Annotated in this window: 19 protein-coding genes; 5 read left to right on the top strand and 14 right to left on the bottom strand. The window is 44.1% G+C overall.

Translation table 11 applies throughout. The annotated features are described in order from the left end of the window. Positions 1 to 46: 46 nt before the first annotated feature. Both plsY and ACF3OH_RS06925 read left to right on the top strand, forming a co-directional pair. A complete protein-coding gene (gene plsY, locus ACF3OH_RS06920; protein ID WP_392456595.1) occupies positions 47 to 652 on the top strand; it encodes a glycerol-3-phosphate 1-O-acyltransferase PlsY in 606 nt (201 codons plus the stop codon). 12 nt (positions 653 to 664) lie between these two features. Further along, a complete protein-coding gene (locus tag ACF3OH_RS06925) occupies positions 665 to 961 on the top strand; it encodes a HesB/YadR/YfhF family protein (protein WP_392456597.1) in 297 nt (98 codons plus the stop codon). Between the two features lie 3 nt (positions 962 to 964). Here the strand turns inward: ACF3OH_RS06925 and ACF3OH_RS06930 are convergent, their stop codons facing one another. From ACF3OH_RS06930 to ACF3OH_RS06945, 4 genes are all read right to left on the bottom strand, one after another. Then, on the bottom strand, positions 965 to 1282 hold the full coding sequence (locus ACF3OH_RS06930) for a hypothetical protein (RefSeq protein ID WP_392456600.1): 318 nt from the start codon (positions 1280 to 1282) through the stop codon (positions 965 to 967). Next, the gene (locus tag ACF3OH_RS06935) at positions 1282 to 1701 is read right to left on the bottom strand and encodes an acyl-CoA thioesterase (RefSeq protein ID WP_392456602.1); all 420 of its coding nucleotides are present in this window, start codon (positions 1699 to 1701) and stop codon (positions 1282 to 1284) included. Before ACF3OH_RS06935 ends, ACF3OH_RS06930 begins: the two co-directional genes overlap by 1 nt. 200 nt (positions 1702 to 1901) lie before the next feature. Continuing rightward, positions 1902 to 4613 (bottom strand): aconitate hydratase AcnA, encoded by a 2712-nt coding sequence (acnA, locus tag ACF3OH_RS06940; RefSeq protein WP_392456604.1) that lies wholly within the window; start codon positions 4611 to 4613, stop codon positions 1902 to 1904. Positions 4614 to 4732: 119 nt separating this feature from the next. After that, positions 4733 to 5224: a DinB family protein gene (locus ACF3OH_RS06945; RefSeq protein WP_204589265.1), complete on the bottom strand. Its 492-nt coding sequence runs from the start codon at positions 5222 to 5224 to the stop codon at positions 4733 to 4735. Between the two features lie 233 nt (positions 5225 to 5457). Here ACF3OH_RS06945 and ACF3OH_RS06950 point away from each other — a divergent pair, with 233 nt between their 5' ends. Further along, the gene (locus tag ACF3OH_RS06950; protein WP_204589266.1) at positions 5458 to 6000 is read left to right on the top strand and encodes a cysteine hydrolase family protein; all 543 of its coding nucleotides are present in this window, start codon (positions 5458 to 5460) and stop codon (positions 5998 to 6000) included. A gap of 88 nt (positions 6001 to 6088) precedes the next feature. Beyond that, positions 6089 to 6340 (top strand): GlsB/YeaQ/YmgE family stress response membrane protein, encoded by a 252-nt coding sequence (locus ACF3OH_RS06955; protein ID WP_204589267.1) that lies wholly within the window; start codon positions 6089 to 6091, stop codon positions 6338 to 6340. A gap of 30 nt (positions 6341 to 6370) precedes the next feature. On the opposite strand, the gene ACF3OH_RS06960 is transcribed toward ACF3OH_RS06955, so the two are convergent. The 5 genes from ACF3OH_RS06960 to ACF3OH_RS06980 form a co-directional block, all read right to left on the bottom strand. Beyond that, positions 6371 to 7051, bottom strand: a complete 681-nt coding sequence (locus ACF3OH_RS06960; protein ID WP_392456608.1) for a lytic transglycosylase domain-containing protein — start codon at positions 7049 to 7051, stop codon at positions 6371 to 6373. A gap of 79 nt (positions 7052 to 7130) precedes the next feature. Next, positions 7131 to 7703, bottom strand: a complete 573-nt coding sequence (locus ACF3OH_RS06965; protein WP_239584756.1) for an SCO family protein — start codon at positions 7701 to 7703, stop codon at positions 7131 to 7133. A gap of 65 nt (positions 7704 to 7768) precedes the next feature. Then, the gene (locus ACF3OH_RS06970; RefSeq protein ID WP_204589269.1) at positions 7769 to 7906 is read right to left on the bottom strand and encodes a YvrJ family protein; all 138 of its coding nucleotides are present in this window, start codon (positions 7904 to 7906) and stop codon (positions 7769 to 7771) included. 52 nt (positions 7907 to 7958) lie between these two features. After that, positions 7959 to 8171: a DUF2922 domain-containing protein gene (locus ACF3OH_RS06975; RefSeq protein ID WP_204589270.1), complete on the bottom strand. Its 213-nt coding sequence runs from the start codon at positions 8169 to 8171 to the stop codon at positions 7959 to 7961. Positions 8172 to 8192: 21 nt separating this feature from the next. Continuing rightward, positions 8193 to 8408 (bottom strand): DUF1659 domain-containing protein, encoded by a 216-nt coding sequence (locus ACF3OH_RS06980; protein WP_204589271.1) that lies wholly within the window; start codon positions 8406 to 8408, stop codon positions 8193 to 8195. A gap of 106 nt (positions 8409 to 8514) precedes the next feature. Between ACF3OH_RS06980 and ACF3OH_RS06985 the strand changes: the two genes are divergently transcribed. Continuing rightward, complete coding sequence (locus ACF3OH_RS06985; RefSeq protein WP_204589272.1) at positions 8515 to 8970, top strand: DUF2621 domain-containing protein; 456 nt, start codon at positions 8515 to 8517, stop codon at positions 8968 to 8970. 16 nt (positions 8971 to 8986) lie between these two features. On the opposite strand, the gene ACF3OH_RS06990 is transcribed toward ACF3OH_RS06985, so the two are convergent. The 5 genes from ACF3OH_RS06990 to ACF3OH_RS07010 form a co-directional block, all read right to left on the bottom strand. Next, complete coding sequence (locus ACF3OH_RS06990; protein WP_204589273.1) at positions 8987 to 9460, bottom strand: CcdC family protein; 474 nt, start codon at positions 9458 to 9460, stop codon at positions 8987 to 8989. Continuing rightward, positions 9453 to 9782, bottom strand: coding sequence for a thioredoxin family protein (locus ACF3OH_RS06995; RefSeq protein WP_204589274.1), 330 nt, complete (start codon positions 9780 to 9782; stop codon positions 9453 to 9455). Before ACF3OH_RS06995 ends, ACF3OH_RS06990 begins: the two co-directional genes overlap by 8 nt. 12 nt (positions 9783 to 9794) lie before the next feature. Beyond that, positions 9795 to 10505 (bottom strand): cytochrome c biogenesis CcdA family protein, encoded by a 711-nt coding sequence (locus tag ACF3OH_RS07000; protein ID WP_204589275.1) that lies wholly within the window; start codon positions 10503 to 10505, stop codon positions 9795 to 9797. A 79-nt stretch (positions 10506 to 10584) separates the two neighbouring features. Continuing rightward, positions 10585 to 12372, bottom strand: a complete 1788-nt coding sequence (locus ACF3OH_RS07005) for an ABC transporter ATP-binding protein (RefSeq protein WP_204589276.1) — start codon at positions 12370 to 12372, stop codon at positions 10585 to 10587. Beyond that, a complete protein-coding gene (locus ACF3OH_RS07010; RefSeq protein WP_392456615.1) occupies positions 12365 to 14125 on the bottom strand; it encodes an ABC transporter ATP-binding protein in 1761 nt (586 codons plus the stop codon). Before ACF3OH_RS07010 ends, ACF3OH_RS07005 begins: the two co-directional genes overlap by 8 nt. Positions 14126 to 14132 lie beyond the last annotated feature (7 nt).

Here is a 14132-nt window from a genome sequence, read left to right on the forward strand (position 1 = left end):
TATGGTACACTACTAGTAGCAAAAGAGACATTTAAAGGAGACTGCCATGACTACAGCACTAGTACTTTTACTTGCCTACTTACTCGGGTCTATTCCGACAGGCCTTATTATAGGAAAGATTTTCTTCAAAACCGACATTCGTGAACATGGGAGTGGGAACCTCGGAGGGACAAACACCTTCCGCGTACTCGGTAAACCCGCGGGTCTGATTGTATCACTGATCGATATTTTAAAAGGAACAGCTGCCGTATTGCTCGTTGCATTGCCAGTATTCGCAGACGTCGGCATTCATCCATTGATTTTAGGTGCGATTGCGGTCATTGGCCATATGTATCCTGTGTTTGCAGGGTTTCGAGGTGGAAAAGCCGTTGCGACTTCTGCGGGTGTATTACTCGGCTATAACTGGTTGTTCTTCTTGATCTTACTTGGATTATTCTTCTTATTGTTAAAACTGACAAAGATGGTGTCTCTGACGTCAATTTTACTTTCACTCATCGCCTTTTTGATGGCGGTCGGGTCACATTTCTTGATTCGACCGGACGTTCCACTTATTCTGTTAATAAGCGTCTTGTTGGTGTTCATCGTGTATCGTCATCGCGCGAACATCACACGAATTCGTCAAGGAACAGAACCAAAAATAACGTGGATCTAGGAAGTGATACAGATGAAAATCGAAATTTCACAACAAGCACTCGAGTGGTTCGAGCAGGAAATGGAAGCGCGCTCGGGAGAATGGATTCAATTTTACGCACGGTACGGAGGTAGCAGCAAACTTCATGAAGGATTTACGCTTGGTATGACAAAAGCAGAGCCGGATGAAGCAGCTATCCAACAAGATGAAAATGGCATTCATTTTTATATCGAAGAACGCGACTTATGGTACTTCGATGGACATGATTTGCATGTCCACTTAAATGAAGACCGAAAAGAAATTGAATTTGACTATAAAAAAGGATCGTAACCCTTAGAGGGTGCGATCCTTTTTCTCTACAAATTTTGCATATTGATCCTCAATGCCTTCTAGCCGTAATATCTTCTCCTGCCATTCCCCAAATAAGTCAAAGTGGGGATACGATTCCTTTCGATCGATCCATTGCTTTTTCAAGCCATATTGTTCTCCCCACTTAGCCAATTGATAAATATCCTGAGCACCTACTTTTGTGACAGAGGTAGACCCTGGGAATCGTGGGTCCATCCAATAATGCGTTAAAAAAGCAATTTCTCCTTGCTGTATTTTTGACTTCCATTGTACGAGCTCGTCACGCGTGATTCCGAATGCCATTATGTATTCACACACGCATTCTCATATGCCTCATGCCATTCTTTATCTACCTTAGATAAAGGGACAGGGCGGAACGTCTCTTTCGCTACAAGGGTATGAATCGTTTTAGCCGTTGCTGCAACCGTTCCATCCTCTTTGACCACTTCATATCCATAAATCGTCTTCAAACGACTATACGAGTCTATCCAAGTTGAAACCGTCACTGTCTCGCCGTATCTGACACTTTGTTTATATTGAATGGATACATCGAGAACCGGCGATAGAAATCCTTTTTCCTCAAGTCCCGCATAATCGAATCCTAAATCCTTTATCAATTGTGTGCGGCCCATCTCTAACCAAACTAAATAATTGGCGTGATAGACGACACCCATTTGATCCGTTTCTGCGTAGCGCACTTCAATTAATTTTGTACTTTTCAAGTTGCTTCACCTCAAGTAACAGTATACATGATACAAGTTAGTTCTAGCGAAAAGACAGTACTATTCAAATATAATGTATTACTTTATTAAAATTATTTAAATATAACATTATATAAATTGCGTTATTATACTCACTTATATTGTGTTTTTGGCATAATAAAACCCCTCCCCACCGAAGTGGAGAGAGGTCGTTTAAAAACTTATGCTTCTAACATTTTGTTACGAAGTACCATTTGAAGGATACCACCATGACGGTAGTAATCTACTTCTACTTCAGAGTCGAAGCGAGCAAGTACTTGGAATGTCTTTTCAGAACCATCTTTTGCTTTTGCAGTAACAGTTAAGATATCACGTGGTTTAATGCCTTCTGCGATATTCACGCTGATCTCTTCAGTTCCAGTTAAACCAAGTGTCTCTGCGCTCTCACCCTTCATGAATTGAAGTGGTAGTACGCCCATCATGACAAGGTTTGAACGGTGAATACGCTCATAGCTTTCTGCGATAACTGTTTTGATGCCTAGAAGGTTTGTACCTTTCGCAGCCCAGTCACGAGAAGAACCCATACCGTAATCTTTACCAGCAAGAACAACAAGTCCTGTACCATCTTGTTGGTACTTCATTGCTGCATCATAGATTGCCATGATTTCACCAGTTGGCCAGTACGTCGTGTAACCGCCCTCTGTACCTGGTGCTACTTGGTTACGGATACGGATGTTTGCAAACGTACCACGCATCATGACTTCATGGTTCCCACGGCGTGAACCGTATGAGTTGAAGTCACGGATCTCTACGCCATTCTCACGAAGGTAGCGACCTGCTGGTGTGTCTTTACCAATCGCTCCGGCTGGAGAGATATGGTCTGTTGTAATTGAATCGCCAAATTTCGCAATAACGCGAAGTCCAGCAAGTGTTTGAATGTCTTGTGGCTCTTTCGATAGACCTTCGAAGAACGGTGGGTTCTGAATGTATGTTGAGTTCTCATCGAACGCATACAGGTCATCGTCTGGAGTTTCAATTGCATTCCACTCTTCGTTCTCTGTGAATACGCGTGCGTACTCTTTGCGGAACAATTCAGGTGTTACTGTAGAATGAACAGCTTCTTTCACTTCTTCAGTTGTTGGCCAGATATCTTTGAAGAATACGTCGTTCCCGTCTTTGTCTTGACCGATTGGGTCGTTTTGAAGATCGATATCAACCGTACCTGCAAGTGCATACGCCACAACCAGTGGTGGTGAAGCCAAATAGTTTGCTTTTACTAATGGGTGAACACGGCCTTCAAAGTTACGGTTACCAGAAAGTACGGAAGTCACTAGTAAATCGTTATCGATGATGCCTTGCTCGATTTCAGGAAGAAGTGGTCCTGAGTTCCCGATACATGTTGTACAGCCGTATCCAACTAAGTTGAAGCCGATTTGCTCAAGTGGTGCGAGCAGTCCTGAATCTTGAAGATAGCCTGTTACAACTTTTGAACCTGGTGCTAATGAAGTCTTCACGTAAGCAGGAGGAGTTAATCCTTTTTCAACTGCTTTCTTTGCTACAAGACCAGCGCCAAGCATTACGTATGGGTTGGAAGTGTTCGTACAAGAAGTGATTGCAGCGATTGCAACAGCACCTGTAGGAATCGTTACTTCTTTGCCATCAAGCTCGATTTCTGCAGTTTTTGAGAACTCTTTCTTTGAAAGACCGAAACCTTGGTTTCCTTGTGGAGCGACTACAGCTTTGTTGAATTCTTCTTTCATTGCTGAAAGAGGAATCAAATCTTGTGGACGCTTAGGACCTGAAAGGTTTGGTTCGATTGCAGAAAGGTCTAATTCAATGATGTCTGTGTATGTTGGTTCAACTGAATCTGCTGTGAAGAACATGTCGTTTGCTTGTAAGTAAGCTTTCACGACTTCAATGTTCTCGTCTTCACGGCCAGTTAAGCGCATGTAGTCAAGTGCCTCTTCGTCAACTGGGAAGAAACCACATGTAGCACCGTACTCAGGAGCCATGTTGGCAATCGTTGCACGGTCAGCAAGTGGAAGTTGAACAACGCCAGGTCCGAAGAACTCAACGAATTTACCAACTACGCCAGCTTTACGTAAAACTTCTGTTACTTTAAGTGCCAAGTCAGTTGCAGTCGTTCCGTTTGGAAGGTCTCCAACTAAACGTACACCGATAACTTCTGGGATTGGGAAATAGGAAGGTTGACCAAGCATTCCAGCCTCAGCTTCGATACCACCAACACCCCATCCAAGTACACCGATACCGTTGATCATCGTTGTATGAGAATCTGTACCGACTAATGTATCTGGGAATGTTTCAAATGTACCGTCTTCATTTTCAACAGCATGGACAACATTCGCTAAGTACTCTAAGTTTACTTGGTGAACGATACCAGTTGCTGGTGGAACTGCACGGTAGTTGTCGTATGCTTTTTGTGCCCAGCTAAGGAACTGGTAACGCTCTGCATTACGCTCAAACTCAAGCTCCATGTTTATACGAAGCGCATCGTTTGTACCGTATTTATCAACCTGAACTGAGTGGTCAATTACAAGGTCCACTGGGATTTCAGGATTGATTTTTGATGGGTCTCCACCCATTTTAGCCATTGCTGAACGTAATGCAGCAAGGTCAACGACTACAGGAACTCCTGTGAAATCTTGAAGGATAACGCGTGAAGGTTTGAATGGTACCTCTGCTTCTGGGTCGTTTTCTTTGCCCCAGTTTGCTAGTTTGCCAACGTGATCTTCTTTGATCACATACCCGTCGTATTGACGAAGTACAGACTCAAGAAGAACTTTAATTGAATACGGCAGACGTGAAACGTTTGCGATTCCAGCTTCTTCTAAAGCTTTCAGACGGTAGTAGTTGTACGTTTTGCCATTGACTTCGAATGAAGCACGGCTTTGGTGTAAGTTACTTTTTGCCATCGTGTTTCCTCCTTTACAATCTTGAAAGAGACATATGTCGCTTTTCTCCACTATTAATCATACGCTACCTAGATTGATAAGTAAATTACATTAAAATTATAAATCTTGATAAGTATTGTTTATATCTTTAATTGTTTTCGGACTTCTTGTAGCTGCTTCACATGGCGGAGTTCGTGGTACCCAAGAAAATCAAACCATTGTTCCAAGGATAGATAGCCAAACACGGGATGTTTCATCGCGAGTTGCTTTTTCTGTTCACGTGAAAAGCTCTTGTACATCTCAAGCACATCCATCCGAGACTCGAACAATAGATTGAGTATCTCATTTTTTGACTTCTCGGCAGCCTGTGGGTCAACAGGTGCTGGTGCATGCACTTTGAGGCTACGAACTGTTGTGAAGCGAATCGGTTTTTTAACTGTTTTCTTTTCCTCGGTCTTTCCTTTTTTCATCAAGGATGCGATGTACCTGTCCATCAACGCAATATGTTCGCTTACTTCTTTTGGACTCCAAGTAGTGGCGTCGGGTTTTCGATTGAAGTCTTGCTCAGACACGGTATGAAGTTCTTGAATCAGTTTGTCACGTGTCGCGTTTAAGTGTTTTAAAGTATCCATAACTATCTCCTCACAGTAAAAAGAGTGGAAAGCTCTTCCACTCTTTTAGTAAAATTGAATAAAGTCAAAGGCGAGAGTAACAACGAACAGACTGTGAAGTGCAGCGAACCACATGCCGTGTTTTGTCCAACGCTTATGCATCTCCTGATCCATAGTTGTGTACCTCCTTTTGTTTTTAGTATACAATTTTTCAGAACATTTGAAAAATATTTTCCTTTGAAAGGGTGGTAAAAATGAAAGAAGCTTTACTCGTAGTTGATTATACAGTAGATTTTGTAGCAGATGATGGTGCTTTGACTTGTGGCAAACCAGGACAAGCGATCGAGGGTAAAATCGTAGCGTTATGTGAAGAATTTGCTAGCAGCAATAAAGTCATTGTGTTCCCCGTTGATTTACATTATAAAGATGATCCGCATCATCCGGAAACAAAACTTTTTCCTCCACACAATATAGAAGGAACTTCCGGGCGCGATTTGTATGGTGAACTTGCTTCATTTTATGAAACGAATAAGCAGAGCGTCTATTGGATGGACAAGCGTCGCTATAGTTCATTTGCTGGCACGAACCTTGATCAATACTTACGCGAGCGAAAAGTAGATACAGTTCATATAGTAGGGGTTTGTACAGACATCTGTGTTCTTCATACAGCCGTCGATGCTTACAATCTCGGATACTCGATCGTCATTCATCAAGATGCAGTCGCATCCTTTGATCCACAAGGCCACGAATGGGCTCTCCGGCACTTTGCATCGACATTAGGTGCGGTCGTAAAATAATTTTTTAAGAAAAAGGTTTATACTTTCTTGTCTTAGGTTATTTAAAGAGTGTACTCATACACTAACATTAGACAAGGAGTGAAGGAAAATGGGATTCATTTTATACTTAATCGTAGGCGGTATCATCGGGTGGTTAGCTGGACTTATTCTTGGTAAAGATATTCCTGGTGGTATTATCGGAAACATCATCGCAGGTATCGTAGGTGCTTGGGTAGGTGGACTACTCTTCCCTGATTTAGGTCCTGTAATAGCGGACATCGCGATTATTCCAGCATTGATTGGTGCTATTATCGTAGTGTTCATCGTATCATTCATTTTAAAATCTATGCGTAAAGCATAATGAAAAGCCTCCCGAATCTGGGAGGCTTTTTTACTTGGCTTGGGTGACTTGTTCAGGATAGTTTTCTTTGTACAAGGAGTAAAAATGAAGGACATCCGCCACATATTGATCACTGCGGTTGTATAAAAAGATGGCTGATTCCAAGTCTCCGTCGGCTGCACCGTTTGATCCTAAATAATTGGCAGCACTATAAACCGCATCGGTGATATTGTACGGGTCAGCAATGCCATCCCCGTCTCCATCCACACCATATCCCCCGTAATACGCAATCACTTCAGGATCTGTCTTTTCCTCTTCAGGAATCTCCCCTTCCCCTAGTCCCCCGCACGTCGGATGCGTCCAGCCAACAAATGTACATGGCATAAACTGCATATGCCCTTCTGCACCAACTGGTGACAACAGTGGATCCATCGTTGAAAAACGCGTCTCAATCCGGTGATGGGCAGCAAGTAGTTGCCACGGCACGCCGTATTCAAGTTCTGCAGATTGATAGACCGCAACGTACTCCTCAGGAATTTCGGGATCGCGGAATTCGATGACTTTTGAGTCGACGAATTGGCCGATCTCATGAGTCCATGCGATATTCCGAAGCTCATGCCAACCAATAACGCTTATAAAATAGGCTACAACCATGATAGGCAAAAACAAGAGAAGTGCCCACAAACGGAAGTAGATGCGTGATTTTAATTTGAATTTTTGTTGTTTTTTCATATCCGTTCACCTTTTCATTTCGCTTGTCCCATCATACTATAAACTTTCAAATAAAAAAACTGCCCGCTACGGGACAGTCTTAATTTGATAATGCATCCATATCTTCAACGATTTCTTCAACGGGTACTTCGCTCACACCGCTATAGTTCTTCACGACAATCCCCTCTTGATCAACAAGGTAGAAGCTGCTTCCGTGAATGACTTGGTCTGAATTCGGATCATTTTGTACAATGGCTTTAAACGAGTTCCGTGCAAGTTGTGAAATAAACGTCTGGTCGTAGCCCGTCAACAATTCCCATTTCGACTCATCCGCAACATCATACATCTCTAAGTAAGAAGTAAGCACTTCCGGTGTATCAACAGCTGGGTCCACACTGAACGCTACTATTTTATACTCTTCCACACCCGCTGCTTCAAGTTCTTCTTGAATATCTGTCAAGTTGTAGGTCATCGGTGGACAGATGGTATTGCAATTCGTGAAAATGAAGGTCGAGAGCCAGATGGTCCCCTTTAAATCTTCAAGAGAAACGTCCTCCCCACGGTGATTGGTCACCGAGAACGAATCTACTTCCCAGTCCGTCTGTGCTTCAAAGCCACCACAACCAGCCAGTAACAACATGACAAGACTCATTACTACTGCAATCTTCTTCAACTGAATCACTCCTCGTCTCTTTCTAATGATAGCCGAGGGATGAGGAGTGTTCAATCGTTTGATTCTTACACTTTTGTGACAGGGTTGATTGCCACTAGTACATCTCGAATGGCTTCAAGTCGTGATTCGATTCGATGTAGTAAGTAAAACGACACCACGACGGGAAAGCCGATCTCTTGCACAAGTGCGATCCATTGCTCCATATAGTCTCCTCCTTTTAAAAAACCCTCCCCCGAATCGGAGGAGGGAAGTTCGTTAAAATAACTGCTGAACGTTGCGGTCGACGATTTGAGCGGACACGGCTTCTGTCACTGGATTGGTGTCGATCAAGAACACTTGTGACGTGATGATTTGTTGCATCGCGGCTTCTACTTCTGGTACCGTCAAGTTGTCGCGTGGCTCTTCGACAGCTACTGTTACTTTCTTGCCCGCAGCGTTGCCGAATTCAAGTTGTAATGTTTTGGCCATTTAAAGGGCCTCCCTTCTTGGTTAGATAATTTCTTCCATTTCTTGCTTTTGTGCTGCGAGTAATTCTTTTGCTGAAAGTGAAGAGATTGTGACAGCTGCTTGGAACAGCTGATCTGCAGGTAGAGACGAATCAATCCCTGTATAACTCTTCGTGTGACGTTTCGGCTTGCCATCTCCTGTCATTCCGTCATCATAGACGAGGCGGAATGACGCACTTCTAAGTTGATACGATGCCATGTGTATCACCTCCTTCATACGCTATATAGAGCGCACGTGAAAAAAGGGATACCTCGAGGTGAATTTTCTTCAAGAACCTTGTATACTTAACTCGAGGTGAACAACTGTGTTAGAAGGCTGGTTTTTATGGTTTATCCTATTTTGGGTCGTCGTTTTGATCACGTTGATGGCAATCGGTGGCTATTTCATGTTCCGCAAGTTTTTAAAGGCACTCCCGAAAGAAGACGGTAAATCCGACCTGGATTGGGAATCCTATTATGTTGACAAGACGATTCATCTATGGTCTGAAGAACAAAAAGCATTATTGAACGAACTCGTGGCACCGGTTCCGGAAATTTTCCGCCCAGTTGCCAAACAAAAGATTGCAGGACGTATTGGACAATTGGCATTAGAAGAAAATGCCGACGCCATCACGCAAGAATTATTAATCCGTGGGTATATTCTAGCGACTCCCAAACGCGATCACAAATTCTTGCGTAAAAAGATGGATGAATTAGAAATCGATTTGACACCGTATGAAGTGTATTTTCATCAAGAAAAGACCGTACCACTCAAAAACTGAGTGATACGGTCTTTTTTTAAGTCAGAGCTTTGTATTTTTTGTACATCATCAATCGCCATGGCACAATCATTCCAAATGCCAGTAACCAGAACATGCCGCTTAGTTCACCGACATCGATTTCGCTGCTTAGTACAAGCTTGAGTACGATCCGCAGACCGAGAAGTCCAAATAAAATAAAAATGAACGCTTTCGAAGGTTTTAGGTAAACTTCGCCGTCACGTTTTTCAAAATTGGACGTTTTAACAAGTAAAAATGAAAACAATACGCCGACTGCCAGTGCCTCCAGTACGTTGATCCACGGGACACGGAAGAATGGAAACAAAAACATCAACGCTCCTGTAGACATGAATAGCGGTGGTAGCAAAATCTTTTTTGCACTCGCTGGCTTTTTCGCAGCGCGACTGCGGACGATTGTAAGAAGCGTCCCCATCACGATTGCACTGACAAGTGACAAGGTCACAAGCAGTTCTTCAGAAATAAAGTCAAACATCAGCAGATCCTCCGTCAAGCAACTTTAATCGAAATTGTAGTTCTTGCATCGGAACAAATCTCGCAAAACGCTGCACTTCTCTTCCGGACTCCCATAAAATCACGACGGGTGCTGTGAAAAGTGATAATTGACCGGCCACTTCTGGTACTTGGGCGATATTCACTTTAAAAAATGGAACTGTTGGATAGTCGTCTTCAATAGCCTCTACTTGCGGACGCAAGCCTTCACAGACGGAACAACCGTCTGTCTTCACAAACAGCAGTCCTTTTGGGTTCGACTCGAACGCCTCTTGCCACGCATCGAATGATTGAATGTCTTTCATAGTTCCACTTCCTTAAAATCCTGTAAAGTCACCGAAGATTGGTGTTAACACACGAATGATCCATGTCAGTCCGTCAAAGAATAACACTACACCAAGTGCAATCATGATGTACCCGCCGACCTTCATAAATTTTGCACTGTTTTTGCGCATCCAGTCCGTGCGTGTCACAAAGAAGGATAGCAAGAAGAATGGAATGGCAAAGCCGAGTACGTAGGCGACCATATACCACACACCAAGTTCAGGGTTTGATCCAGCCATTACAAGAACCGCTGCAAGGATCGGCCCTGTACATGGCTGCCATCCAGCTGCAAACGCTATCCCGATCAAACTACTGCCTAAATAACCAGAAGGTCGATTCTTAAATTGTAGTCGTTTTTCAGACATCAGCATTTCCGGCTTAAAGATTCCTACGACAAGTAATCCAAATACGATAATCAAAATAGCGCCGATTTGACGGATGAGGTCACCGTATTGAATAAAGAATGTACCAAGCCACGTTGTTGCAAAACCTAATGCTATAAATATAACGGAAAAACCAAGCAAGAAGAACAATGTATGGAACATCCCTCTTCGTTGCATTTTCTTTTTATCTGTTTTGATCTCTTCAATCGTCATCCCTGTTATATAGGACAAGAAAGCCGGGTAAAGAGGCAAGGTACACGGGGAGACAAAGCTCAAGAAACCTGCACCAAAAGCAAGCCAGATGGTCACATCGGTTGCCAAAAAAATCACCCTTTCAGCTAAACTACATCCATCGTATCAGACTTTTCCTCTTTACACCCTACTCTTGCTCATGACAGTTTTATGACATTTGTTCTTCGACAATTCCATTTTGAAGCTGATACATTTTGTGATAGAGCCCTTTTTGACGAATCAGTTCTTGGTGCGTGCCGCGTTCAACGATCTCTCCTTGGTGCAAAACAAGAATCAGTTCTGCGTCTTGAATCGTGCTGAGTCGGTGTGCGATAGCAATCGTCGTACGGCCTTTTCTCATCTTCTCAAGACTCGTTTGAATCGCCACTTCTGTCTCGGTATCGATGTTGGCTGTTGCTTCATCTAGAATCAATACTTTCGGGTCTGTTGCCATGGTGCGCGCAAACGCAACCAGTTGGCGCTGTCCACTTGAGAATGTTGATCCGCGCTCTGTCACTTTTTGCTGATACCCATCTGGCAGTGCGCGTATAAAGCTGTCCGCTTGCACAAACTCTGCAGCAGCACGCACTTGTGCGCTCGTCATCTCTGGTGCATGGAGGCGAATATTGCTTTCAATGTCGCCGTAGAATAAGAATGGATCCTGGAGCACAAGCCCCATCTTCTTTCGTAACTCACTCATCGGAAAGTCTTTTAAAGAATGTCCATCGATGAGGATTTCCCCGTTTTCGTATTCGTAGAACCGCATCAACAAATTGATGATCGAGCTCTTCCCACTTCCGGTGTGCCCAACTAAGGCGACCGTCTGTCCAGGCTCCGCAGTGAACGAAATGTTCTTCAGTACGTCTTGGCGTCCATCATACGAGAACGTCAAATTGCGGAATTCGATTTTTCCGTCGAGTATTTTGGCAGCAGGATTGTTCGCCTGTGCCGGTGCCATATCTTCTTCGTCCATCAGTTTAAATACGCGTGAAGCAGCAACGATAGCTTGCTGGAAAATCGAAAGTCGTTGCATCACTTGATTGATCGGCTCGAAGAAACGGTCGATGTAGGCAACAAATACATAGATCACCCCGACTTCAACCGGGTTCGAGAAAGACGTGATTCCGAAATAACTCAATACCAGGATAATAGCCAATGCGTACACCAAATCGATGGCTGGACGAAGAAGCAAACTGTCGAGCTTGATATTGCGGCCTCCTGCTTGGAAGTGCTTGTCATTGATTTCGCTGAATTCATCTCTCAAACGTTTTTCTTGGCGGAATGCTTGGATCATGCCCATTCCAGAAATGGATTCTGCAAGTTTTGCATTGAGTTGCGAAAGACGTTCGCGAAGGTCTTGGTAGACGACGGAACTGTGTTTACGGTACGTGTAGATGATAAATCCTAAAATCGGTAACAACAATGTCGCCATCAGTGCGAGTTGCGGATTAATCAAGAACATCGCAATGTAGACCCCGATGATCAAGAATCCGGCTTGGACGAATCCGACAAGTACACTGACAAACATATCCTTGATGGCTTCTGTATCGTTCGTGACACGTGATACGATGCTTCCGGCAGGCGTGCGGTCGAAATAGCGCATGCCAAGCCCCTGTACCTTCGTGAAGACATCGATTCGCATCGTCTGGATAATTTTCAATGCAAGTTTTTGGAATGTCATCAGTTGGAAATAGCTGATCACGACATTACTGATCTGAATGAAAAGATATCCTGCAGCAAGCCCAATAATGGCTGCTTGCGGGAACGAACCGACTGTTAAATAGTCATCGATGTAGATTTTAATTAAATAGGGCCCGACCAGATCTCCTACGACTGTCAAAGTAAGTAGAACGAGGGCAATCGCCAACATCTTTTTATGTGGGAGTAAATAGCGTAGTAAACGTTTTACGACTTGCCACTGCATTTTCCCGGTCAGTTTGGGCATTTTCTCATCCATGGATGTCGCCTCCTTGCTCTACGAGTGACTCGAGCTGCTGGAGCTGGTACATCTCGAAATACGTGCCTTGTTGAGCCATTAATTCGTCATGGGTCCCTTTTTCTTTAATGGTCCCGTCTTCCATCACGATGATTTGGTGTGCATGTTGAATGGCACTTAGTCTGTGTGATGTGATGATCGTTGTTTCATCTGTTCGCTCTGCTTTTAGTGATTCTAAAATGGCCTCTTCCGTCTTTGCGTCCACCGCTGACAAGGAGTCATCGAGTATCAACAATTCTGGTTGCATCATGAGCGCGCGGGCAATCGAAATACGCTGCTTTTGACCACCGGACAGAGAGACGCCTCGTTCACCGACAATGGTGTCGTACCCATCCGTGAACCGTGTGATGTCTTCGTGAATCGCTGCAAGTTTTGTCGCACGTTCGATTTCTTGTTGGCTTGCTTTAACATTTGTGAATGCAACGTTCAACCCAACTGTCGTTGAGAATAAGAAATGGTCTTGTGGAACGTAGCCGATCGCTTCAAGCAGACTCTCTTTTTTGTAATCACGAATATCGTGTGTGCCATATGTGATACTTCCTTTATATCCTTCAAATTCACGCATCAACAGTTTTAGAATCGCCGTCTTTCCGGAGCCAGTTCGTCCGACGATACCTAATGTCTCCCCGCGGTCCAATGTGAAATGGACGTCACGAAGGCCCACACGCTCATCCCCTGGGAATGAGAACGCATCAATCGCAAATGTTACTTTGCCTTGAGGTTTCACTTCCAGTGCGCCAACACGGTCATCAATGTCGACTGGTTCCGATAGCAGTTGCTGGATGCGCTCATACGAAGCACGGCCACGCTCTACGATGTTGAACAACCAACCAAACGCTAGCATCGGCCACACGAGTAAGCCAAGATACGTATTGAATGCTACAAGGTCTCCAATTGTCATCTCATCCGCTAAGATGAACTGGGTACCGAAGCTGATCGCTAAGAAGAAACATGCTCCAACGATGAGTGAAATCGTTGGGTCGAACAATGAGTCGACTTTTGCTACACGGATGTTCTTATCGACGACTTCTTGTGACAGGCGTTTAAAGTCTTCCGTATCTTCTTGTTCTTGTCCGAACGTCTTAATGACCTTGATTCCACTAATACTTTCTTGGGATTTGTCGTTCAGGTCAGAGAACGCTTCTTGTGCAAAACGGAAGCGTTGGTGTAACAATCGTCCGTAATAACTAGTTGTCAGTACCATGATGGGCATTGGTAGTAAGGCAATCAATGTCAGCTTCCAGTTGATGGTGATGGCCATCGCAGCAATCACAAATCCACCAGTTGCTAGTGAATCAACGAGTGTCAGCACGCCTGCCCCTGCTGTTTGTTGCACAGCCGACAAATCATTCGTTGCATGTGCCATCAAATCTCCGACGCGTCGTTTTTGATAAAACGAAGGGGACATCCGGCTAAAATGGTGAAACAATGTCTGACGCATACGACGAGCAAGCAAAATTGCTGAGCCGAAGATCATCATTCGCCAGTAGTAGCGGAGAATATACATTAGTAGTGCAGCCCCTGCAAGTAAACCGAGCCACTGCATGAGTAGCTGTGATGTAAGCCGTTCTTCATTGATGGCATCGACGACTTCTCCGATGATGCGCGGAGGAATCAGTGTCAAGAATGCCACAAACAGCAGCATGACGACGCCGAGTCCGTAGTGCCATTTTCTCTCTTTAAAGAACCAGGCAAGGTCTAAAAATACCCTCATGTGTTCG

This window comes from Chryseomicrobium aureum (genome assembly GCF_043182735.1).
GTDB lineage: Bacteria > Bacillota > Bacilli > Bacillales_A > Planococcaceae > Chryseomicrobium > Chryseomicrobium aureum.